The sequence below is a fragment of the Micromonospora sp. IBHARD003 genome, assembly GCF_056106285.1.
Window position 1 is genome coordinate 5428171 of the sequence record NZ_JBWBBX010000001.1, and the last position, 20138, is coordinate 5448308.

Annotated in this window: 24 protein-coding genes and 2 pseudogenes; 15 read left to right on the forward strand and 11 right to left on the reverse strand. The window is 68.1% G+C overall.

The window, feature by feature from the left end; genetic code table 11:
• The first annotated feature begins 200 nt into the window (after positions 1 to 200).
• Both ACTWOL_RS24155 and ACTWOL_RS24160 read left to right on the forward strand, forming a co-directional pair.
• Positions 201 to 899: a DUF1707 SHOCT-like domain-containing protein gene (locus ACTWOL_RS24155; RefSeq protein ID WP_474298864.1), complete on the forward strand. Its 699-nt coding sequence runs from the start codon at positions 201 to 203 to the stop codon at positions 897 to 899.
• Positions 900 to 1049: 150 nt separating this feature from the next.
• On the forward strand, positions 1050 to 1406 hold the full coding sequence (locus tag ACTWOL_RS24160; RefSeq protein WP_474298865.1) for a WhiB family transcriptional regulator: 357 nt from the start codon (positions 1050 to 1052) through the stop codon (positions 1404 to 1406).
• A gap of 242 nt (positions 1407 to 1648) precedes the next feature.
• Here ACTWOL_RS24160 and glpX read toward each other — a convergent pair whose 3' ends face one another.
• The gene (gene glpX, locus ACTWOL_RS24165) at positions 1649 to 2680 is read right to left on the reverse strand and encodes a class II fructose-bisphosphatase (RefSeq protein WP_474298866.1); all 1032 of its coding nucleotides are present in this window, start codon (positions 2678 to 2680) and stop codon (positions 1649 to 1651) included.
• 134 nt (positions 2681 to 2814) lie between these two features.
• On the opposite strand from glpX, the gene ACTWOL_RS24170 reads away from it, so the two are divergent.
• On the forward strand, positions 2815 to 3336 hold the full coding sequence (locus ACTWOL_RS24170) for a DUF4245 domain-containing protein (RefSeq protein WP_474301246.1): 522 nt from the start codon (positions 2815 to 2817) through the stop codon (positions 3334 to 3336).
• A 178-nt stretch (positions 3337 to 3514) separates the two neighbouring features.
• On the opposite strand, the gene ACTWOL_RS24175 is transcribed toward ACTWOL_RS24170, so the two are convergent.
• The 3 genes and pseudogenes from ACTWOL_RS24175 to xseA all read right to left on the reverse strand — a co-directional run bounded on the left by ACTWOL_RS24175 (position 3515) and on the right by xseA (position 6099).
• Positions 3515 to 4105 (reverse strand): malonic semialdehyde reductase, encoded by a 591-nt coding sequence (locus ACTWOL_RS24175; protein ID WP_474298867.1) that lies wholly within the window; start codon positions 4103 to 4105, stop codon positions 3515 to 3517.
• A gap of 481 nt (positions 4106 to 4586) precedes the next feature.
• Positions 4587 to 4775: pseudogene (locus tag ACTWOL_RS24180) on the reverse strand (exodeoxyribonuclease VII small subunit); the annotation flags it as partial.
• A gap of 109 nt (positions 4776 to 4884) precedes the next feature.
• Positions 4885 to 6099: an exodeoxyribonuclease VII large subunit gene (xseA, locus tag ACTWOL_RS24185; RefSeq protein WP_474298868.1), complete on the reverse strand. Its 1215-nt coding sequence runs from the start codon at positions 6097 to 6099 to the stop codon at positions 4885 to 4887.
• A gap of 191 nt (positions 6100 to 6290) precedes the next feature.
• Here xseA and ACTWOL_RS24190 point away from each other — a divergent pair, with 191 nt between their 5' ends.
• Together ACTWOL_RS24190 and ppgK are read left to right on the forward strand one after the other, a co-directional pair.
• Positions 6291 to 7271 carry a 4-hydroxy-3-methylbut-2-enyl diphosphate reductase gene (locus tag ACTWOL_RS24190; protein WP_474298869.1) on the forward strand — a complete coding sequence of 327 codons (981 nt, stop codon included), beginning with the start codon at positions 6291 to 6293 and terminating at the stop codon, positions 7269 to 7271.
• A 30-nt stretch (positions 7272 to 7301) separates the two neighbouring features.
• The gene (gene ppgK / locus ACTWOL_RS24195; protein ID WP_474298870.1) at positions 7302 to 8036 is read left to right on the forward strand and encodes a polyphosphate--glucose phosphotransferase; all 735 of its coding nucleotides are present in this window, start codon (positions 7302 to 7304) and stop codon (positions 8034 to 8036) included.
• A 106-nt stretch (positions 8037 to 8142) separates the two neighbouring features.
• On the opposite strand, the gene ACTWOL_RS24200 is transcribed toward ppgK, so the two are convergent.
• Complete coding sequence (locus tag ACTWOL_RS24200; protein ID WP_474298871.1) at positions 8143 to 8811, reverse strand: DUF6542 domain-containing protein; 669 nt, start codon at positions 8809 to 8811, stop codon at positions 8143 to 8145.
• Positions 8812 to 9040: 229 nt separating this feature from the next.
• Between ACTWOL_RS24200 and ychF the strand changes: the two genes are divergently transcribed.
• The 5 genes from ychF to ACTWOL_RS24225 all read left to right on the forward strand — a co-directional run bounded on the left by ychF (position 9041) and on the right by ACTWOL_RS24225 (position 12554).
• On the forward strand, positions 9041 to 10129 hold the full coding sequence (gene ychF / locus ACTWOL_RS24205) for a redox-regulated ATPase YchF (protein WP_474298872.1): 1089 nt from the start codon (positions 9041 to 9043) through the stop codon (positions 10127 to 10129).
• Positions 10130 to 10496: 367 nt separating this feature from the next.
• Positions 10497 to 10706 carry a hypothetical protein gene (locus ACTWOL_RS24210; protein ID WP_474298873.1) on the forward strand — a complete coding sequence of 70 codons (210 nt, stop codon included), beginning with the start codon at positions 10497 to 10499 and terminating at the stop codon, positions 10704 to 10706.
• Complete coding sequence (locus ACTWOL_RS24215) at positions 10690 to 11202, forward strand: DUF6879 family protein (protein WP_474298874.1); 513 nt, start codon at positions 10690 to 10692, stop codon at positions 11200 to 11202. The genes ACTWOL_RS24210 and ACTWOL_RS24215 overlap by 17 nt, the downstream gene beginning before the upstream one ends.
• Positions 11199 to 12032, forward strand: coding sequence for a helix-turn-helix domain-containing protein (locus tag ACTWOL_RS24220; RefSeq protein ID WP_474298875.1), 834 nt, complete (start codon positions 11199 to 11201; stop codon positions 12030 to 12032). The genes ACTWOL_RS24215 and ACTWOL_RS24220 overlap by 4 nt, the downstream gene beginning before the upstream one ends.
• A gap of 294 nt (positions 12033 to 12326) precedes the next feature.
• Complete coding sequence (locus ACTWOL_RS24225; RefSeq protein ID WP_474298876.1) at positions 12327 to 12554, forward strand: DUF7848 domain-containing protein; 228 nt, start codon at positions 12327 to 12329, stop codon at positions 12552 to 12554.
• Between the two features lie 35 nt (positions 12555 to 12589).
• On the opposite strand, the gene ACTWOL_RS24230 is transcribed toward ACTWOL_RS24225, so the two are convergent.
• Both ACTWOL_RS24230 and ACTWOL_RS24235 read right to left on the reverse strand, forming a co-directional pair.
• The gene (locus tag ACTWOL_RS24230; RefSeq protein WP_474301335.1) at positions 12590 to 14500 is read right to left on the reverse strand and encodes a tetratricopeptide repeat protein; all 1911 of its coding nucleotides are present in this window, start codon (positions 14498 to 14500) and stop codon (positions 12590 to 12592) included.
• 210 nt (positions 14501 to 14710) lie between these two features.
• A pseudogene (locus ACTWOL_RS24235) lies at positions 14711 to 14986 on the reverse strand (helix-turn-helix domain-containing protein); the annotation flags it as partial.
• Positions 14987 to 15040: 54 nt separating this feature from the next.
• Here ACTWOL_RS24235 and ACTWOL_RS24240 point away from each other — a divergent pair.
• Positions 15041 to 15241 (forward strand): hypothetical protein, encoded by a 201-nt coding sequence (locus ACTWOL_RS24240; RefSeq protein WP_474298877.1) that lies wholly within the window; start codon positions 15041 to 15043, stop codon positions 15239 to 15241.
• Positions 15242 to 15336: 95 nt separating this feature from the next.
• Positions 15337 to 16119: a DUF4253 domain-containing protein gene (locus ACTWOL_RS24245; RefSeq protein WP_474298878.1), complete on the forward strand. Its 783-nt coding sequence runs from the start codon at positions 15337 to 15339 to the stop codon at positions 16117 to 16119.
• Between the two features lie 25 nt (positions 16120 to 16144).
• On the opposite strand, the gene ACTWOL_RS24250 is transcribed toward ACTWOL_RS24245, so the two are convergent.
• The 4 genes from ACTWOL_RS24250 to ACTWOL_RS24265 all read right to left on the reverse strand — a co-directional run bounded on the left by ACTWOL_RS24250 (position 16145) and on the right by ACTWOL_RS24265 (position 18169).
• Positions 16145 to 16432, reverse strand: a complete 288-nt coding sequence (locus ACTWOL_RS24250; RefSeq protein ID WP_401572051.1) for a hypothetical protein — start codon at positions 16430 to 16432, stop codon at positions 16145 to 16147.
• Between the two features lie 268 nt (positions 16433 to 16700).
• Positions 16701 to 17186 carry a hypothetical protein gene (locus ACTWOL_RS24255; RefSeq protein ID WP_474298879.1) on the reverse strand — a complete coding sequence of 162 codons (486 nt, stop codon included), beginning with the start codon at positions 17184 to 17186 and terminating at the stop codon, positions 16701 to 16703.
• Positions 17187 to 17541: 355 nt separating this feature from the next.
• Positions 17542 to 17832, reverse strand: a complete 291-nt coding sequence (locus ACTWOL_RS24260; protein WP_474298881.1) for a hypothetical protein — start codon at positions 17830 to 17832, stop codon at positions 17542 to 17544.
• A 172-nt stretch (positions 17833 to 18004) separates the two neighbouring features.
• Positions 18005 to 18169 carry a helix-turn-helix domain-containing protein gene (locus ACTWOL_RS24265; protein WP_401572059.1) on the reverse strand — a complete coding sequence of 55 codons (165 nt, stop codon included), beginning with the start codon at positions 18167 to 18169 and terminating at the stop codon, positions 18005 to 18007.
• A gap of 143 nt (positions 18170 to 18312) precedes the next feature.
• Here ACTWOL_RS24265 and ACTWOL_RS24270 point away from each other — a divergent pair, with 143 nt between their 5' ends.
• Genes ACTWOL_RS24270 through ACTWOL_RS24280 form a run of 3 tightly spaced genes read left to right on the forward strand, consistent with a single transcriptional unit; the run spans position 18313 to position 20035 of the window.
• On the forward strand, positions 18313 to 18876 hold the full coding sequence (locus tag ACTWOL_RS24270) for a hypothetical protein (protein ID WP_474298882.1): 564 nt from the start codon (positions 18313 to 18315) through the stop codon (positions 18874 to 18876).
• Positions 18851 to 19513 carry a tyrosine-type recombinase/integrase gene (locus ACTWOL_RS24275; RefSeq protein WP_474298883.1) on the forward strand — a complete coding sequence of 221 codons (663 nt, stop codon included), beginning with the start codon at positions 18851 to 18853 and terminating at the stop codon, positions 19511 to 19513. The genes ACTWOL_RS24270 and ACTWOL_RS24275 overlap by 26 nt, the downstream gene beginning before the upstream one ends.
• 54 nt (positions 19514 to 19567) lie before the next feature.
• Positions 19568 to 20035 carry a tyrosine-type recombinase/integrase gene (locus ACTWOL_RS24280; RefSeq protein WP_474298884.1) on the forward strand — a complete coding sequence of 156 codons (468 nt, stop codon included), beginning with the start codon at positions 19568 to 19570 and terminating at the stop codon, positions 20033 to 20035.
• Positions 20036 to 20138 lie beyond the last annotated feature (103 nt).

Here is a 20138-nt window from a genome sequence, read left to right on the forward strand (position 1 = left end):
CGGTCGCCGTCCGGGCTTGTGAGGTAAGGCTCAGTCGGTGCCGGAGCGCCGCGCCCCGCTGCCCGCCCCGCCACTGTTGCCCGGACTCGTCACATTCGTCCTTGTTCACCCCTGCCCATCCTGGCCTGATCGGATCCGATCCGGCCTGATCCAACAACAGGACCTAGTCGCGATCTATCGCGTCTCGCTAGGCTTGGGGTGTGGACCTCGAGAAGCATGCATCAGCGGCCTCCGGCCCCGGTCAGTCACCGCGGTCGGCCGTCCCCGCCGAGACCGCCGATCCGGCAGGCGCCATCCGGGCTTCCGACGCCGACCGCGACCGCATCGCGGACATCCTCCGCGACGCCCTGGCCGAGGGACGGCTCGACCCCGACGAGCACGCCGACCGGATCGACGCGGTCTACCGGGCGAAGACTCTCGGTGAACTCGAGCCGATCGTGCGGGACCTGCCCACAGCGGGGCGACGCTCCGAGTCTGCGGTGTACGACAGCGACGCGCAGGCGTCCGCCGGCCCCACCGAGAACCTGATCGCCGTCTTCTCCAGCTCCACCCGTAAGGGCCGGTGGCGCGTGGGTGCGAGGACGAACGCCTTCTCCCTCTTCGGGAACGTCGAAATCGATCTGACCGAGGCGATGTTCGGGCAGCGGCTCACGGTCATCAACGCGACATCGATCTTCGGCAACGTCGAGGTGCGCGTCCCGGAGAACATCTCGCTGCGCGGCGGCGGCACCGGCGTCTTCGGCAACTTCGACGTGGTCACGCTGGAGGCGGCGGACCCGCAGGCCCCGGTGGTCGTCGTCAACGGGTACTCGGTCTTCGGCAACGTCGAGGCCAAGGCGAAGCGCGGCAAGCGCGTCGCCGATCTCCGTGACCGGCTGCGGGGGCGCCTGGACAGCTGACGGCGCCCTGGCGGCGGCTTCCGGAGGCGGTGCGCAACCCGGTGTCCGGAACTCTGTGCCACTCAGTGCATAGGCGCGCGTACAGCGGGTAGGCCTTGCTGCATCGTCTCCCGCTCGCGAAGCCGTCACAGCCGTCGTCAGGAGTAGACCGTGCTGCAACTGCCGCATCAGCCCCTGCAGGTAGCCGCCGTTCCGCCCCAGCGCACCTCTGCTCGGGAAGATCAGGACGCGCCCTGGCACACGGAGGCGGTGTGTCGCCGGGACGAAGCCGGGCTGTTCTTCGCCCCGTCCAAGGAGCCGACGGCCGCACGGTTGTCCCGGGAGGATGCGGCCAAGCGCGTCTGCGGGCGCTGCCCGGTGATGGTCGAGTGCCGCGAGCACGCCCTGCTGCAGCCCGAGCCCTACGGGGTGTGGGGCGGACTCACCGCTGCCGAGCGCCGAGTCGTGCTGGCCCGCCGCAGGCGCCGCGAGACCGAGCTGAAGAAGCCCGCGTCATCGGTCGCCTGAGCCGGTCGCCTGAGCCGGTCGCCCGGCTGATCGGCCGCTGACGTCGACGCAGGGCGCGGACGCGCGCGTGTCCCGCATACGTACGGGAAGTTCTCCCGCACACGTACGAGAAGGGGCGCCCCCACCGCACATGGGGACGCCCCTTTCCGTTGCCCGTCCGGGGCCGTCACGGCCCCGGACAGGACCCAGGTCGAGGCCGGGCGATCTTCGAGGAGAGCCCAGGAAGATCGCCCGGACAGGACCTACTTGGCGCGGTCGAAGTCGATGGCGCTGTACGCGCGCAGCTTCGACAGCCGGTGCGTGGAGTCGATCTGGCGGATGGTGCCCGACTTGGAGCGCATCACCAGGGACTGCGTGGTCGCGGTCTCCGCCCGGTAGCGCACCCCGCGCAGCAGCTCGCCGTCGGTGATGCCGGTCGCGACGAAGAACACGTTGTCACCGCTGACCAGGTCGTTGGTGAACAGTACGCGGTCGAGGTCGTGGCCCGCGTCGAGGGCCCGCTGGCGCTCCTCCTCGTCCTTGGGCCAGAGCTTGCCCTGGATCGTGCCGCCGAGGCACCTGATGGCGCAGGCGGCGATGATGCCCTCCGGCGTGCCGCCGATGCCCATCAGCATGTCGACGCCGGTGCCGTCGCGTACGGCCATGATCGCGCCCGCGACATCGCCGTCCGAGATGAACTTGATCCGCGCGCCGGTCTCCCGGATCTCCTTCACGATGCCCTCGTGGCGGGGCCGGTCCAGGATGACGACGGTGACGTCCTCGGGGGAGGAGTTCTTCGCCTTGGCGACCCGGCGGATGTTCACCGCGACCGGGGCGTTGATGTCCACGAAGTCGGCGGCCTCGGGGCCTGTGACCAGCTTGTCCATGTAGAAGACGGCGGACGGGTCGAACATGGTGCCCCGGTCCGCGGCCGCGAGGACCGCGATGGCGTTGGGCATGCCCTTGGCGGCGAGGGTCGTCCCGTCGATCGGGTCGACGGCGATGTCGCACTCCGCGCCGGTCCCGTCGCCGATGCGCTCTCCGTTGAAGAGCATCGGGGCTTCGTCCTTCTCGCCCTCCCCGATCACGACGATCCCGTTCATGGACACCGTGTGCACCAGGGTCCGCATGGCCTTCACGGCCGCGCCGTCGGCGCCGTTCTTGTCGCCGCGGCCGACCCAGCGGCCGGCGGCCATGGCGGCGGCTTCGGTGACCCGGACGAGCTCCAGGGCGAGGTTGCGGTCGGGGGCCTCGGGCGAGACCTCAAGCTGGGACGGGAGATTGTGCTCGGTCATCGGAGCGCACCTTCCTGTACGACGACGGCCGGAAAGAAGAGGGTGATGCGACTCTATCGGTACGTCGACAAAATGAGCAGTGGGGCCCACGTTTGAGCGGACAGCCTTGATGCGACCATAGTGCGGTGGCAGGTATGCGAGGCAAGCAGACGGTACGCGGAATGATCCAGTCGTTGGCGGTGGTTCTGGCCGCCGCTTTCGTGGTCTATCTCTTCGTGCCGCACGACGACAGTGGGGATCCGGTCAAGGCGGTCGACTACCGCGTCGAGCTGCTGACGGCACGCCGGGCGGCGCCGTATCCGGTGGCCGCCCCGATGGGTCTGCCCGACGGCTGGAAGCCGACGTCGGTCTCGTACAAGCGCGACAGCGACGACGCATGGCACCTCGGTTTCCTCGCTCCCGACGGCCAGTACGTCGCGGTCGAGCAGTCCACCGCACCGGCCGGGAAGTACATCCCGCGCGTCACGCAGCAGGCGCGCAAGACCGAGCACACGCAGCAGGTGGGCGGTGCGGCCTGGGAGCGCTGGGAGGGGCCGAAGTACGACGCGCTCGTGCGGCCCGGGGATGAGAACGGCTCGACGACGGTCGTCACGGGTACCGCGTCCTTCGAACGGCTTGCCCAGATGGCGGCGGCGCTGGAGTCGAAGAAGTCCTGACCCGCGGCCGGGACGGCTGCCGCGGACCTGCCGTCCGGCGTCATCCGTCCGGCAGCCGACGGTCGAACCGCAGGCACACACGTTCACGCACGCACATACGGCGAGGCCGCCGCGCCCGTTCAGGGCTGCGGCGGCCTCGCCGTATGCGCGGAGGTGTCCGGGTGCCTCCGCCGTAGGGTCAGACGGTCTGGACGACCTCGTCGTAGGAGAGCCGCGGGGAACGGGGGAACCAGGCGTTCTCGGCCGGCTTGCCGATGTTGACGACCATCAGCGGGGTGTGGTCGTCGTCCAGGAACTCCTTCTGCACTCCCGCGAAGTCCACGCCGGTCATCGGGCCCGCGGCCAGGCCGGCGGCACGGACGCCCACGATGAAGTACGCGGCCTGCAGCGCGGCGTTCAGCAGGGCGGACCGCTCTCGCACCGGACGCGCGGTGAAGAACATGTCCTTGGCCTGCGGGAAGTGCGGGAGCAGCCCGGGAAGCTCCTCGTGGAACTCGTTGTCGGCGGCGAGGATCGCCACCAGCGGCGCCGCGGCGGTCTTGGCCTGATTGCCCTCGGCCATGTGCGACACCAGACGCTCGCGGGCCTCGGCGGAGCGGACCAGGACGATGCGCAGCGGGGACTGGTTGAAGGCCGTCGGGCCGAACTTCACCAGGTCGTAGATGGCCTGCACCTGCTCCTCCGTCACCGGTTCGTCGGTGAACGCGCTGGCGGTGCGGGCCTCGCGGAACAGGAGGTCCTGGGCCGCGGCGTCGAGAGCGAGGGACATGGTGGAAATACCTTCCGGCTGAGCAAGGGGGGATCGAGCTGTGAGAGTCACCGTACGAGCGATGTAGGTGAATCTTCAACTAAATCCGCGGTCTCGTGAGCCGACTCACACAACTTTCAACTAAATCTGTGCCGGATCTATGCCGCGGGTCTTCGGGCATGGGTTTGTGTCCACGGACCGCACGGTGCCGACCAGTGGTGCTGGGCGCACCCGTGCTCGGGCCGTCAGGCCGAAAAGCCCCTTGAGGGCGCGGCCTGGCGCGCCGAAAGCGCCCTGGGCCCTGGTCACCGGGCGCCGTAGTCGTCGTCAGGCAGCGCCGGTGCAGGCTGCCACTGGAGCCACTGGAGACAGGCGCCTCAACGGACGCGGATACCGCAGCTGCTGCCCCAGGGTGAGGCGCGGCTCGCCGCCGCTACAGGGCGGAATCGTCCTCGTCGGCGTCGTCCGCCGTCATCGCCCCGCCCGTGCCCGGGCGGCTCGGATCGCCCGGCTCCCGCTCCGCCATCGCCGCGTCCAGCCGGGCCCGGGCGCCGTCCAGCCAGCGGCGGCACACCTTCGCCAGCTCCTCGCCGCGCTCCCACAAGGCCAGGGACTCCTCAAGCGTGGTGCCGCCCGCCTCCAGCCGGCGTACGACGTCGATCAGCTCGTCACGAGCCTGCTCGTAACCGATCGCACCCGAGGGGGCGCCGGACCCGCCGGTGGCCGCCGCCCCGGAAACCCCCGCCGCGTCCACCCCGTCGCCCGCGCTCTCGTCCGTCTTCGCCGTCATGCGCTCCACCCTATGCGTGAGGTCCGACAGTGACCGTGAACTCGCCTTCCGCGACCCTGGCACGCAGGTCCTCGCCCGCCGAGACCTCGTCGGGGGCCCTGACGACCGCGCCGTCCGGGCGCTGCAGTACGGCGTATCCCCGATCCAGGGTCGCCGCCGGTGACAGGGCGAGGACACGGGCGCGGGTGTGGGCGAGCTCGGAGTCGGCGCGGTCCAGCAGATGCCGCAGCACCCGCCGGCTCCTGGCGACGAGTGCGTCGATCTCGTGCTCGCGCTCCTCCACCAGTCGGTGCGGATGCTCCATCGACCGCCGGGCGAGGGCATGCGCGAGCCCTCGCTCCTCTCGCTCGACAAGCCCCCGCACCATCCGCCGAGCCCGGTCCCGCAGCGCCCGCACCCTCTCCAGCTCCTCGCCGACGTCCGGGACGACCTTCTTCGCCGCGTCCGTCGGCGTCGAGGCCCGCAGATCGGCGACGAGGTCGAGCAGGGGCGAGTCCGGTTCGTGCCCGATCGCCGACACGACGGGCGTGCGGCAGTCCGCGACCGCCCGGACCAGCTGTTCGTCCGAGAACGGCAGCAGGTCCTCCACGCTTCCGCCGCCACGCGCCACGATGATCACGTCCACGTCCGGGAGCGCGTCCAGCTCCTTCACCGCCTGGACCACCTGCGACACGGCGCGCACCCCCTGGACCGCCACGTTGCGCACCTCGAACCGCACCGCGGGCCAGCGCCGCCGTGCGTTCTCCAGCACGTCCCGCTCCGCGGCCGACGCCCGGCCGCAGACCAGCCCGACCAGCTGTGGCAGAAAGGGCAGCGGCTTCTTGCGCTCCGGCGCGAAGAGCCCCTCGGCGCCCAGGGCCCGCTTCAGCCGCTCCAGCCGTACGAGCAGCTCCCCGATGCCGACCGGCCTTATCTCGGAAACGCGCAGCGAAAGCTGCCCACGCGGGGCGTACCACTCGGGCTTGGCGAGGACGACGACCCTCGCGCCCTCGGACACGACATCGGCGACGGCGTCGAACATCTGGCGGTAGCACGTGACGCTCACCGAGATGTCGTACGACGGATCGCGCAGGGTCATGAACACGACCCCAGCCCCAGGCCTGCGCGACAGCTGGGTGATCTGCCCCTCCACCCAGACCGTGCCGAGCCGGTCGATCCACCCCCCGATGAGCCGCGACACCTCGCCGACGGGCACGGGAGCTTCGGCTGACGTAGTGAGACCCATGTACGCGAGCGTATCGGCCCCCTCCGACAGGCCTCGGCGGAACGCGGCTCGTGCTCGGTGAACAGCGCAGATGAGGAGAAGAAGGGGAGAAGATGGCATGCGGGCGGACGATATGAGGACATCGCGGGTACGCGCTCCCTCAGCCCTGTGGGCGATCGTTGGGCCCTTCGGGGCGCCCTTACGATGGGGGCATGACTGCATCGAACGCCCGCCGCGTCCTGCTCGCCGCTCCCCGTGGCTACTGCGCGGGCGTGGACCGTGCCGTGATCGCCGTGGAGAAGGCCCTGGAGCAGTACGGCGCCCCGATCTACGTCCGCCACGAGATCGTCCACAACAAGTACGTCGTCCAGACCCTGGAGAAGAAGGGCGCGATCTTCGTCGAGACCACGGCGGAGGTGCCCGAGGGCTCGATCGTCATGTTCTCGGCGCACGGTGTCGCGCCGATCGTCCACGAGGAGGCCGCCGAGCGGAAGCTCGCGACCATCGACGCGACCTGCCCCCTGGTGACCAAGGTCCACAAGGAGGCCGTCCGGTACGCGAACGAGGACTTCGACATCCTCCTGATCGGCCACGAGGGCCACGAGGAGGTCATCGGCACCACCGGCGAGGCCCCCGACCACATCACCCTGGTCGACGGTCCCGACGATGTGCAGAAGGTCGAGGTCCGCGACCCGTCCAAGGTCGTCTGGCTCTCCCAGACCACACTCTCCGTCGACGAGACGATGGAGACCGTCGACAAGCTGAAGACCAAGTTCCCGCTGCTGGTCTCCCCGCCGAGCGACGACATCTGCTACGCGACGCAGAACCGCCAGATCGCGGTCAAGGAGATGAGCGCCCAGGCCGACCTGGTGATCGTCGTCGGCTCCCGCAACTCCTCGAACTCCAAGCGTCTGGTCGAGGTCGCGCTGACCGCCGGCGCCAAGTCCTCCTACCTCGTGGACTACGCCCATGAGATCGACGAGGCCTGGCTCGAGGGCGTCGGCACGGTCGGCGTCACGTCCGGCGCCTCGGTGCCGGAGGTCCTGGTCGAGGAGGTCCTGGAGTGGCTCGCCCAGCGCGGCTACGAGGACGTGGAGATCGTCAAGACGGCCGACGAGTCGCTCACCTTCTCGCTGCCCAAGGAGCTCCGCCGCGATCTGCGTTCCGAAGCGGCCGGGCTTCTCGAGAAGTAACCGTCAGCGGTTCCTCGTAACGTTGTGTCCATGAATGTCTTCGGAGTGGACATCGGCGGATCGGGAATCAAGGGCGCTCCCGTGGACCTGGACCGCGGCGACCTCGCGGAGCCGCGTCACAAGGTGCTGACACCGCACCCGGCCACGCCCGACGGCGTGGCCGACGGTGTCGCCGAGGTGGTGCAGCACTTCGGCTGGTCGGGCCCGGTCGGGATCACGTTCCCGGGAGTGGTGACCGGCTCGGTCATCCGAACGGCCGCAAACGTCGACAAGAGCTGGATCGACGTGGACGGCGGCAAGCTGCTGGGCGAGCGGCTGAACCTTCCGGTGACCGTCCTCAACGACGCCGACGCGGCAGGGGTCGCCGAGATGACCTTCGGCGCCGGCAGCGGCCGCAAGGGCGTGGTGATGATGCTGACGTTCGGCACCGGGATCGGCAGCGCGCTCTTCATCGACGGCCGGCTCGTGCCGAACACGGAGCTCGGGCATCTGGAGCTGAACGGCCACGAGGCGGAGAAGCACGCGTCGACCAAGGTCAAGGACGACGAGGAGCTGAGCTGGGAGCACTGGGCGCACCGCGTCCAGAAGTATCTGATGCATCTGGAGATGCTGTTCTCGCCCGAACTGTTCATCATCGGCGGCGGTGTGAGCCGCAAGGCTGACAAGTTCGTGCCGCTCATCAAGCGGGTACGGGCGGAGATCGTCCCGGCGCAGCTGCAGAACAACGCGGGGATCGTGGGGGCGGCGATGGCCGCGCGACGGTAGTCGGTCAGCGGTTCGAGCCGCCGGGGACCGGGGGGACCGCTCCGCCGAGCCCCGGGCGCGAGCGCACCGGGGGAGACCGCTGCTCCGGTCATGGACCTGCGGTCCGTCAGGAACGGCCCCGTGGCCGGCCGCGCTGGACCTGGACCGGCCGTCCGGCCGCCGTCTTCGGCGCCGGACGGCGCCCCGCGCTGCGCATCAGCCGGACCTTCCGCACGGTCGTGATCACGCCCGCGATCAGCGTGCCGCCGTAGAGCCAGCCCGCGTTGACGGCCAGCGCCGTCACGACCGCCATGATGTGGCCGCCGTACCCGCCCGTGCCGCCCGAGATCGGGACGACACCGACGGTGAACGCGATGGGCACGCTGATCGGGGCGGTGACCAGGTCGGCCTTCCGCACCCACAGTGCGGTCACCGCGCTGACCGGAAGGAAGAGCAGGCCGTACACCAGCGCCGAACCGTTCAGCAGCAGCGCGTCCAGCGAACCGAGCAGCAGCATCACGGCAGAGGCGAACAGCCCGGCGCCGAGACCGGTCAGCCGGGGGTTCGGCAGTCTGCGCAGGGCGAGGAGCAGCGGCGGCACCGGACGCCCTGGCCGGGAGGCCGGCCGCCGGGGCTGTCCCGGGCCGCCGGGTCTGACGGTGCGGCCCGGCCGGTCAGGCCGACCGGGCCGGGCCGTGACCCGGTACACCGAGGCGCCCTCGATGAGGGCGCCCTGTCCGGAAAGAGGGGCCTGCGGCCGCGGCCGCTGCTGCGAGGGACCTGTCCTGTGTTCCACGGATCAAACGTAGGTCGCATTGCGTGAGTGTTCCGCCACAAGACACGCCCTTTGGGTGACCTTGGCCATGAGTTCGACGCAAACCCGTCCCCCAGGGGTACGCGAGGTGCCTGCCGCATGTGCCGGTTCCCGTCGTCGCCCTCGGCGACACGCCCGTAAACTGGTGGATCGGCCCACCCGGGGCCGGGCCTCCGGCCCTCCGCCAGTCCTCACCCAGGAAGTCGCCAACGTGTCGCTCACGATCGGAATCGTCGGACTGCCGAATGTCGGCAAGTCGACCCTGTTCAACGCCCTGACCAAGAACGACGTGCTGGCGGCCAACTACCCGTTCGCCACCATCGAGCCCAACGTCGGCGTGGTCGGTGTCCCCGACGCACGGCTGACCAAGCTGGCCGAGATCTTCAGCTCCCAGCGGGTCCTGCCCGCGACGGTCGACTTCGTGGACATCGCGGGCATCGTCCGCGGCGCGAGCGAGGGCGAGGGCCTCGGCAACAAGTTCCTGGCGAACATCCGCGAGTCCGACGCGATCTGCCAGGTCATCCGGGCCTTCAAGGACGAGAACGTCGTGCACGTCGACGGCAAGGTCTCGCCCAAGGACGACATCGAGACGATCAACACCGAGCTGATCCTCGCCGACCTCCAGACCATCGAGAAGGTGCTGCCGCGCCTTCAGAAGGAAGCCCGCATCAAGAAGGACGTGGCTCCCAAGGTCGCGGCCGTCGAGGCGGCCAAGGAGATCCTGGAGAGGGGCGACACGCTGTTCTCGCAGGGCATCGCCCAGGGCTCCGGCAACGAGGAGCTCCTGCACGATCTGCACCTCCTGACGACCAAGCCGTTCCTCTACGTCTTCAACGTGGACGAGGACGAGCTCGTCGACGAGCACTTCAAGAACGAGCAGCGCGCCCTGGTCGCCCCCGCCGAGGCGATCTTCCTCAACGCGAAGCTGGAGGCCGACCTGGCCGAGCTGGACGAGGAGGACGCCATGGAGCTCCTCCAGTCCGTGGGCGCCGAGGAGCCCGGCCTGGCGACCCTCGCCCGCGTCGGCTTCGACACCCTCGGCCTCCAGACCTACCTCACGGCGGGCCCGAAGGAGTCCCGTGCCTGGACGATCAAGAAGGGCGCGACGGCCCCGGAGGCGGCCGGTGTGATCCACACCGACTTCCAGAAGGGCTTCATCAAGGCCGAGGTCATCTCCTTCGCCGACCTGGTGGCCACGGGCTCGGTCGCCGACGCCCGGGCGGGCGGCAAGGCGCGCATGGAGGGCAAGGAGTACGTGATGCAGGACGGGGACGTGGTGGAGTTCCGCTTCAACGTGTGACGCCTGATTCCCTGATCTGTTGAACCGCAGATCAGAAGCATGAAACCCCAGGTCAGGGGCCAGATCGCGAGGTCTGGCCCCTTCCTGTTTTCTCCGCTTGATTCCGGCCTTTTCCGGGGAGTGTGCTGACTTGGTGCTGACCCGCTGACGCTGCCCGTACTGGCCCTGACCTGGTGTTCCTCTGGTGCTCGTGGGTGGCTGCGAGGAGGGGGCGTCCAGGATGGCGGGGCGCCCCTGTGTGGGCCTCTCGCCGTCCGTCTTTATGCAAGAACGTGCATAGTCGCGACAGTGCATGGACGGCCGTGCATGACGTCCGTACGGTCTTTCTAGAGGGCTCTGCAGGGAGCCGGAGACCAGGGGGTTGCGCATGTCCGAACGTGCTGGGCTGACCCGACTGACAGGCAACGGGAACGGGGAATGCGGACAGGGCGACTGCCCGAACGTGTACCGCACCGAGAAGGGGACGTTCGTCGTGCAGGGCGACGTGTTCGACGGCTTCACGCCTCCGCAAGGGGAGGGCCTGGTCGAGATTCCGGAGAGCGTGCTGAGGGAGGCCATCCGTGCTCTTGGCTGGTGAGGCGTGGCAGGCGAAGTTCCGGGACTTCCAGAAGGAAGCGTGGCGGCTGGAGACGCGCCCCGTCTACCGGGTGCCACAGGAAGCCGATGAGCTTGCCAGGTTCCTCGCAGGGGAGCGGTTCCCCGGCCCGTACGAGGACGACTGGACAGCTCTGATCCGCAAGCGTAAGGAAACGGGCGGCACGATCGGCCGCGTGCACGTCGTGACCCGTCCACTCTCGGACTACCTCCGCTTTGAGTTCGAGCGGTATTACCGCCACCAGGCCCCTGTCGGCGAGGACATCCGCATCCTCGACGTAACGGACCGCGAGAGCCCGCTGCCCGGCATCGACGACTTCTGGATGTTCGACCGCTCCACGATCGTCCTCATGAAATACGAGGCGGATGGCACACAAACCGAACGCGAGCTGTACGAGGGCGACCCGGCCCCGTTCCTCGAATACCAGCGCATCGCCATCGCGGAGTCGGTCCCGTTCCTGGAGTACGTGACCGAGTGACGTTCGAGCCCGAGCAGTTGGGGCAGTCCTCCCAAGAGCTCGCCGCGATGCTGCGCAACCTGAGAAAACAGGCCGGTCTCTCCGGGGACCGGCTTGCCGCGCGCTGCAACATGTCGCAGTCCAAGGTGAGCCGTATCGAGAACGGGAAGGTGCGCCCGAGCCTGGTGGACGTAGAGCGGATCCTCAGAGCCTTGGACGCCCCGCCGGCCTTGGTGGCGGAGGTCTCCGCGCTGGCCCGTATCGCAGCCACGGAGTGGCAGGACGCACGCTCGATGCGCCGGAAGGGCCTGGACAAGAAGCAACTGGAGCTGGCCGGACTCGAAGCGGCCTCGACCGACTTCCGGTTCTTCCTGCTCTCGATGCTCACCGCCCTGCTCTCCACTCCGGAGTACATCCGGGCCAGCCTCGCCCACATCCCCGGCGACCACAGCAAGACCGTGGCGAAGAAGCTGGAGCGGCAGGAAGTCCTGTACGACCGTCGGAAGCGGTTCACCTTCCTGGTCACCGAGCAGGCCGCACGCTCCCCGTTCGTCTCCGCCGACGCCATGGCCGTACAGCTCGACCGGCTGGCTTCCCTCGCTCGACTGCCCCACGTGCGCCTCGGCGTTCTGCCCATGGGCACCCGTCTGCAGGGGTGCCCGTTGAACACCTTCACCGTCTACGACGAAGCGCTCGCGACGGTCGAGACGACAACGGGAGTGATGGTCTTCCGCGACCCGAGGGACGTCCGGATGTACCTCGACGAATTCGCTGGCTACGAGGACCGCGCGCTGTTCGGGCAAGCAGCGCAAGACAGGCTGGCTGAGTGGGCGGCCGCCTTCCGCCCGTGAGCTTTAGTCCACATCGCGACTGAAGCATGATTCCACCGCTGCCCCTGGCAAGGATTCCGTGCACGGAAGAACGCGTGGGAAGGCGGACAGCATGCGCAGAGAGCAGACCACCATGTCCGGGCCGGTTCACCTGCCGTTGCCGACGGTCCGACCGGAACCTGTCTCCGGGTGCCGGGACTGTCTCGACCTCGCGGTGCGGCGAGTCAACGCCGTCTCGACGGGAGACCACTCGAAGGCGTCGGACGTGAACGTGTCCCTGCGGGCGCACCTGTACTCGGTGCACGGGGGTCGGTGATGGGGCGGGCTGTGCTGCGGTTCGTGGAGCATCGGATCACTCGGCACCCAGACACGGACGTGACGTTCGAGGCGGAGTGTCTGACCTACCCGTGCGGATGGTCGGCGCAGCCGTCGACGGACGGTGCGGCCGTGGACGTCGAGTGTATGAGTCACACAGGCCGCACGGGACACGGGAGCTTCCGACGCGTGTGCACGTCGTTCGCGTTGGTGGTGCGGACCGAGTGAGCCATCACGGATACCTGATGGTCGAACTGCTGCCCCTATTCCGAGATCCACGGAGATGAGGGCGACCCGTCCGGGTCCAGCCCGTACTCCCACCTTCCGTGGCCCAACAGCGAGCGGATGTGGCCAGCATCGGCGGCGTGTCGGTAGAGGGCGTCAAGGCCCTTCTCGTCCCCAGCCTCGTCCCGCATTCGCTCTAGGTCGCGCAGGATGTAGAAATCACCGGCATCGGCAGCCTTCAAAGCAAGGGATTCGGCGCCTTCTCGGTCCCCGGCCTGCTCCCGCGTTCGTGCCAAGTGGGCCGGGGTGGGTCCGCCGTTGGCCTCAGCGGCTTGCCGGAAGGCAGATTCGGCGCCCTCCAAGTCGCCGTCGTCAAGCCGCGATCGCCATAGCTGCAACAGAGGGAGAATGTTCCCGGCATTGGCGGCTTCCCGGGCGATGGCTTCGGCGCTTTCCCAGTCCCCGGCTTCATCCCGCATTTCCGCGAGGATCTCGAAGCACAAGGTATCGCCAGCGTCGGTGGCTTCCCGGGCGATGGCTTCGGCATCTTCCCGGTCTCCGGCGCGCTCCCGCATCATCATCAGATCGGACAGGGAATTGGGGTCGCCAGCGTCGGCTGCCTGCCGATACAGGACTTCGGCACCATCCAAATCTCCAACCCGTTCCCGCAGCCGTGCCAGGCCGCGTATCGCATCTGGGTCGCCAGCGTCGGCGGCCCGCCGGTAATAGGCGGCGGCGCCCTCCCAGTCCCCGGCCGTCTCTGGCCCGTAGCCCAAGAACTTCAGACCTCTTGGGTCCCCAGCGTCCGCAGCCTGCCGGAATAGGGACTCGGCATCCTCAGGGTCCCCGGCGCGCTCTTGTACCCAGGCGACTTTGATCAGGGCATCAGGGTGACCAGCCCCGGCTGCTCGGAGGCGGAGGTGGTGGGCCCATTGCGAACGGCCCATGTCTTCGGCGGCTTGAGCAAGGTTGTTGAGATCGCCAGGGTGTGCGAGATGGGTGTGAGCTGCGTGCCAGAAGGATGCCGGTGGGCAGAGTAGACGGCGGGTGCTCCTCCCGTGCTGTTCGAGATAGTCAGCGAGGCGGAGCATAGGACCCGTTGGTGGGGTCGCAGCACCTGCCGGCGTTGGATCACTCGGAGGACGACGCGAGGGTCGAGGGTTTGTCCGGCCGAGTGGGACCTGCTTGCCGTGGACGGGGCGGGCGAGGTCCGCGTAGGCGGCTTCTGCCCAGTCGTTGGTGAGTCGGTCCCAGTCGTCGTCAGTGAGATAGTCGGCGGCGGCGTCAGTGACGAACGCTTGGGGAAGGTGGAGCCCCACCCCGAGACGGCGGGCATCCATCGCAGTTTCCAGCAGTGCTCGAACGGCCGGGGCGCCATGCTCGTAGCGACGCAGGAGTTCGGGGGCACCAGCGAGGTCTTGGGCGACGCGGCCGTGAATGCCAGCACGGGAAAGGGCATCCGCCAGCAGTCGGTCACCGTCCTGGGCGAGGACCGTGGCTGTTCGGAGTGCGTCCTGATTGAAGGTGTCGGGGACAGCCACTGTTCGGCCAGCGAGCAACTCTCGGGCTCGGCTGTGCGGGTCTGGGCTGCCAGGTCTGGGCATGGCGCTGTATTGGCCCTCGTACTCGGGCCAGAGGGTTCCGAGGATGAGGACCGGCCCGCGGCTGGAGTCGGTGAGGAGGGTGTGCAGGGCGGCTGCGATGCGCTCGCCTACTTGAGGGTGACCGAGGTAGTGCTGGGCTTCGTTAAGCCACACCACCGTGAGCGGCACGACACGTTCGAGTTCGGCGAGCGCCGCTTCTGCGCGGGTTGGGTCGTAGGGATGCCAGAGCTGCCACCCCTCGTCAGCAAGCGGCTGAGCAGCCTCCCAGCACGCCCGTGTCTTGCCTGTGGACGACGAGCCGACCAGGACCAACATCCGGCTGCGGCCCTCCATGACCTCGCTCACCGCCTCAGCCAACACCTGGTCGTGCGCACGGCGGACGTAGCCGGACAATGCCCGCACCGAGCTGGCCGCTGCGGCGGATCCAGATGGATGAACCTCCAGGTCGTGCGGATCCCACTGTCCGATCGGCCTGCCAGGTCCCTCGCCGTGCCCGGGCACCGAACCGATCGGGTGGGCGGCAGCCCTACGTCGCAGATCCAGCAGCTCTGCTTCTGACACCCCGAGCACTCGGGCCAGCGCCACGACTGTTTCAGCCGACGGGACAGCCCCATCCACCCGGAACGCTTCCTGGATGGTCGTGCGACCCAGCCCTGACTGGGTAGCGAGCTGGGTCTTGGTCAGTCTTTTGCGAGCCAGTCCATCGCTGAGCCTGTCACGCAGCTTGGCCAGCGGGCTTTCCCCTCCATCGTGCTCCTCGCTAGGCATCAGGCCCCCAGTCGCATGTGTTCGCCGATGTTCATCATTGTCCGGCCGAACCACGGCGAACATCGCTTCGGCGAACTTCGGTCACATCAACATCCCACCGTGTGCAGGGAGATCGTCGTGACCCATGTCGCCGTCGTCCTACTGACCGCCGCCGTGACCGTTGTGTTCGCACTCCTGGCCGCCGCTGCCACGGGCACACTGGCCCGCCTCGATGGCGCCACCTACCCGGCCGCTTTGTTGCGTGCAGCCGCCGCTTTCGCCGCTGTGATCACCCTCGCCACTGCCGTCGCCAGCGTGCTCACCCAGTACCTCACCTGAACAGGAGTGAACGATCACCAACAGGCGTGCCCACAGTTGTCAGACCCTCGAACTAGCATCCGCCCGTGAATCCTGAACTCTTCGCCTTCGTAGCTGTGCCGCTCCCGAAGGGCCGGATGATTACCTCTGATGAGGGTGACGGCGACATGCAACCGCTGTGGCTGAGTGATACCCCGGCTTCCGCCGAGTTGTGGACCCACCTGTGCTCCGAGCACAGCGCCTCGGGCCTGTGGCCTCTCCTTCTTGACGCCGATGACCCGAACGACGGCGAATTCCGGCCCTGGGCGTCCGGCGAGTTGTCTCCTGAGCGGATGTCCTCACCCGACGCGCACGACCCGGCGGTTCTCCTGGCGCAGTGGTGGAAGGTGTACACGAGTACCGACGACGACGATGACCTCCTCATGCCCGAGAAGCGTCTCGCAGTCACCGCGCCGTTCGGCCAGACCTGGCCAAGTCCCGCCCGCAGCCAAGAGCCCGTGACAGGTGCTGATGAGATGGCTGCAGAGTACGCGCGGGTCTTCGCCGATCAGCATCCTCGGTCGAGGCTTGGGCTCGTCGCCGCTGCCTGCGGTGCGGACGCACTTACCGCCGTCGGCTGGAACGGTCCCGCCAACTACGACAACGACACGGCCAAGTTCTCCGCCGTCGTACGCGACTGGGAGCGCCGCTTCGGTGCGCGCGTCGTGGCCGTCGGCTTCAGCACCCTCCATCTCAGTGTCGCGGCACCCCCGATGACTACCGAGGATGCCCTCTTGGTCGCCGCCGAGCACTTCGCCTTCTGCCCGGACAACATTTGGCAGGGCTCCCGTCCCTACACCCTGGCCGCCTACGCCGAGCGCATCGTCGGCATGAATTGCTGGGACTTCTGGTGGGATTGACCTCAGCGGCGAGGCACAGGAACGGTCACCGGGCCTCCGGTCGGATGGCGGGGGAGGCACACGCGAGGAATGGTCCAGCCGCCTTGCTCCACGACTCGCCTCGCGCGAGAGCGGCTGCCCCTTCTGTACGCAGAGACTCGACCACGGGCGCCAAGAAGTCAGTTCGCCACTGCCTCACGGTCTCCGGCTTCATGCCGCTGGACTCGACCGCAGTCCCCACCTTGGCTTCGAGAGCGGCGGCGCCCTGCGCCAAGTTGTCGCCGGTCCACTCGTCTACGTGCTCGGCCACTAGGGCCCACGACAGCTTGATCATGCGCGGATCGTAGAGGCGACGGCGAAGAGCAGGAAGAGAGCGGAGGGGGTGGGGTATGACCCCTGAAGTCCCCCCTCCCCGACCGCCTTGTCTTAGCAGCTCGGATCCTGCCACGGTTCCAGAGGTCGTTTGCCCTCGGCCGGCGGGGCGTCATGCGGAGTATCCGCAGGTTAGTGGCCTGAACGGATGGCATGCGGCGGCGGGGTGGTGCAAAGCATCGAGGGCATGCGGCCCTCCCCGCAGCGAGCAGGAAGGGCGTTCCGAATGGTCACGCAGCGCTGGCGTCGACCTTCATGCCGGGGCGATCGTGGAGGTAGGACCAGTAGACGGCCAAGGTGGACGACTCCTTCGCCGCCGGATTGATTCGCAAGCGAGTTGTCGTCTCCCTGTCGAACCGCCGATGGCACTTAAGGCACAGGGGCACGTAGTGCATCGGGTCTGTGCTGTAAGGGATGCCTGCATGCCTCCCTTTCTCGTTGCGTGACTCGTTGGAGTCCAGATGGTCGTACGCCCATTCGGCGCCCTGCTTGCCGCAGTCTCGCCAGCAGGGGCGAGCGCTCGCCTTCCCGCGCTGCATGCGGACGATGCGGTGAGCCTCGACGTACGACATGGGGGCGCGATGCGCCGGACCGCCGCAGGTCTTCGTTCGTCCGCTGGCGAAATTGCTCATGTCGACGTCCTTCACTTCGCCGCAGGCGCAGAGGCACAGGAGACGGCGCGGATGACCCTCTACGCGGCAGATGAAGGTCAGCATTCCCCGGCGCATACCGAGCTCGTACGTCGGACGCGACGGTGCCCCAGCGGCGGAGCGGCGGCGAGAGGGAGAGTTCGTCATCGACTTGCTCAAGAGGTAGAGCCTCCTTGCAGGCTTGCTTGATCTACTGGCTTGCAATGTGGCGGCCCTGATGGGCCGCACCTGGGCTAGCGGGCTTACGACTGGGCCGAGCGAAGCTCGGCTGCACCGGGTGCAGATGCCATGTCGCCAGCGCTGACGCTCTTCCGCCGCTGCCCTAACTAGATAGAGAGGCGACGAATGTTTCCCCAGGTCGGAGCTGGTTTCCGTACATGTCGCGCCTGTACTCGGTACAGGTTTGCGCTGTACCTGTGCGCTAGAGCCGCTCGGGATGCGTGCGGCAGGGCGACGGTGCGCCCTTCTCCTTCTGGAACACATGGCTGCCGAGCACCAGGCAGGCCGCTGACGAACGCGGCGACACCAGGTCGAGGCGCTTCGCGCTGGCGACGGCGCCGGTCGTGCTCTGCTTGCTGAGCCGTGTGCCGTTCCTCGACAGGATGGCCGCGAGCGCGTTGGGTCCGAACTGTGCGTGACCGTGCCTATCGGCCCAGCCGAGTGCGGCGAAGTGCACGCGGTGCGCGAGGGCGAAGCGCTCATCACGTGCCATGCGCCGGTACTCATGTTGCGAGACGGCGCCCCAGGGTTTGCTCAGACCGAAGTTGATAGCCACTCGACGTGGCCCCTTTTCCTTCCTTGTCCGGCGCGGTGCGCCGGCGCCCCCGCCGGATGGCGGGACATGTGCCTCCCTTCGGTGGCTGTGAGTAATGGGGATGGGCTGGTCATGCCGACGCGGGGCACTCCCGGTCAATCCAGTGGTCAACCTCTGACAGCCGGAAGCGCAGGCTGCCGCCGACTTTCCGGGACGGGATGCCGAGCGCCCGGTGGTTGTTGTAGATCCACGCGGGCTTCTTGCCCAGGTACTCGGCCAGCTCGTCAACGGTCATGAGGCGGTGGTGGTGCAAAGGCGGACTCCTGTGGATGGAAGGGCGGGACTTCCACATCCTGAGCGCATCAGTTCGCCCCGGTCAAGTCCGGATCTGTCACATCCGGACTTGACCGGGGTGTGTCATCTGCTTACGGTGCATGCATGAACTCGACACCTCAGCCACCGGGCGACGAACCGCGAGATGGCGTGACCGTCATCAAGCGCATGGGCGCATGGGTCGTGACCATGTACTGGCCCGAGGGCACCAGCGGATCGGTGGGACCGTGCGAGATCCACGTCGTTCCTGCTGGCGACGCTGATCCGCAGGAGATCGCACGCGGTATCTCCAGCACTGTTCTACGGCGGATCAACACCACGCCGAGTGAGGACTTCGCTGCGATGCGGTCACTTGCTGAGGCTGCCGAGCTGGAGATTCGCGAGCTCGGCGAGCGGCTGGCTTCCCTGCCGGGCGGCCTCACGGATGAGCGGCTGGCGGTGCTGTCTGCCCTCTACGTGCACTTCGTCGATGCGGGAGAGCGTGCTCCGGCGCAGCGTCTGGCGGCGGGGTTCGATCTGAATCCGGCCACTGTGAAGGGGCACCTGCGTGCTGCGCGGCAGCGGGGCTTCCTGACCAAGGTCGAAGGCAAGGCGGGCGGACAGCTCACGGACAAGGCAGTGCAGACACTCCAGGGGATGAAGCGTGGCGCAGGTACTGAAGAAGTGTGACTGCCGGAACAAGACCCGGTGCGGGCACCTGTGGACTGTCCGCTACCGCGAGCCCGGCGGGCGGACTGGGCGCCAGCGGGAGAAGTCGTTCCCCACGAAGAAGGAAGCCGAGAGCTTCGGCGTCAAGGCGGAGAACGACAAGCGGGCCGGGGTCTACATCGACCACCAGCTTGGGCAGATCTCCATGCGCAGGTGGGCGGAAGAGTGGCTTGCGCAGCACCAGGTGAACGAGTCGACCCGACGGAACTACCAGGGCTTCATCTCGAACCATCTGCTTCCCGCGCTTGGCGCGCGCACCCTCGCCAGCGTCACCGTCCCGGACGTGAAGAAGCTCCAGGCCGTCATGGTGAACGGCGGGTTGGCGGCATCAACGGTCAATGACCGCATGAACATCCTGCGCGCCATGATGGCGACGGCCGTCAAGGAACGGCGCATACCCGAGAGCCCGTGTGACGGGGTACCGCCGATCAAGACGGCGGGCTCGGCTGTCGACCCGGACGAGATACCGACACTGGCGGACGTATACGCCATCGCTGCCGCCATGTCCGATCAGTACCGGCTCACGGTGTGGCTCCAGGCGGGTGCTGGGCTGCGTATCAGCGAGGCTCTGGGGCTGACCTCGGACTGCCAGCGGTAAGGCTTCCTGCGGCTGCGCAGGCAGATCAGTGCCAAGGCGAACCAGGGCGACTGCGTGACACGCTTCGTGCCGCTCAAGCACCGCACGGCGGACGAGTACCGGGATGTGCCCACGCCGACGTTCCTCGACCAGGAGATCGGTAACCACCTGAAGCGCTGGGGGACGGTCGAAGTCGACGGCGTGGAAGCACTGTTCGCGCCGCGCGAGCGGGGCAAGGGGAAGATGCCCACGGCGTCGACGTACGGCTACCACTGGCGGAAGGCGTGCACGGCGGCGGGCGTGGTCACCCCGGACAAGAAGCCGAAGTACACCCCGCACTCGCTGCGTCACTTCTTCGCCTCGACAGCGCTCGCGAACGGCGTCCCCATCCATGAAGTGAGCCGCTGGCTTGGTCACCGGAACATCAAGACCACCGTCGACACGTACGGGCACCTGGTTCCGGAGGCGTGGGACCGGTGCCGGGACGTGATGCAGCAGGCGCTGCGGCCGTCGCCGGTACGCGCCGTCGCAGTGGCGGCATGACGTGCTGACTGATCGACACGGTGCTGACTTGGTGCTGACCCTGCACCCCTCCAAATGGCAGAAACCCTTGGGAACACTGGGAAGGAAGGGGTTCCATGAACGT

What these genes read in the sequence shown, in the direction of transcription:
- ACTWOL_RS24255 (WP_474298879.1), bottom strand. Translation starts at nt 17,186, where the DNA reads ATGCTGACCTTCATCTGCCGCGTAGAGGGTCATCCGCGCCGTCTCCTG.
- glpX (WP_474298866.1), bottom strand. Translation starts at nt 2,680, where the DNA reads ATGACCGAGCACAATCTCCCGTCCCAGCTTGAGGTCTCGCCCGAGGCC.
- ACTWOL_RS24270 (WP_474298882.1), top strand. Translation starts at nt 18,313, where the DNA reads ATGAACTCGACACCTCAGCCACCGGGCGACGAACCGCGAGATGGCGTG.
- ACTWOL_RS24210 (WP_474298873.1), top strand. Translation starts at nt 10,497, where the DNA reads ATGTCCGAACGTGCTGGGCTGACCCGACTGACAGGCAACGGGAACGGG.
- ACTWOL_RS24225 (WP_474298876.1), top strand. Translation starts at nt 12,327, where the DNA reads ATGGGGCGGGCTGTGCTGCGGTTCGTGGAGCATCGGATCACTCGGCAC.
- ACTWOL_RS24265 (WP_401572059.1), bottom strand. Translation starts at nt 18,169, where the DNA reads ATGACCGTTGACGAGCTGGCCGAGTACCTGGGCAAGAAGCCCGCGTGG.
- xseA (WP_474298868.1), bottom strand. Translation starts at nt 6,099, where the DNA reads ATGGGTCTCACTACGTCAGCCGAAGCTCCCGTGCCCGTCGGCGAGGTG.
- ACTWOL_RS24175 (WP_474298867.1), bottom strand. Translation starts at nt 4,105, where the DNA reads ATGTCCCTCGCTCTCGACGCCGCGGCCCAGGACCTCCTGTTCCGCGAG.
- ppgK (WP_474298870.1), top strand. Translation starts at nt 7,302, where the DNA reads ATGAATGTCTTCGGAGTGGACATCGGCGGATCGGGAATCAAGGGCGCT.
- ACTWOL_RS24250 (WP_401572051.1), bottom strand. Translation starts at nt 16,432, where the DNA reads ATGATCAAGCTGTCGTGGGCCCTAGTGGCCGAGCACGTAGACGAGTGG.
- ACTWOL_RS24190 (WP_474298869.1), top strand. Translation starts at nt 6,291, where the DNA reads ATGACTGCATCGAACGCCCGCCGCGTCCTGCTCGCCGCTCCCCGTGGC.
- ACTWOL_RS24260 (WP_474298881.1), bottom strand. Translation starts at nt 17,832, where the DNA reads ATGGCACGTGATGAGCGCTTCGCCCTCGCGCACCGCGTGCACTTCGCC.
- ACTWOL_RS24170 (WP_474301246.1), top strand. Translation starts at nt 2,815, where the DNA reads ATGCGAGGCAAGCAGACGGTACGCGGAATGATCCAGTCGTTGGCGGTG.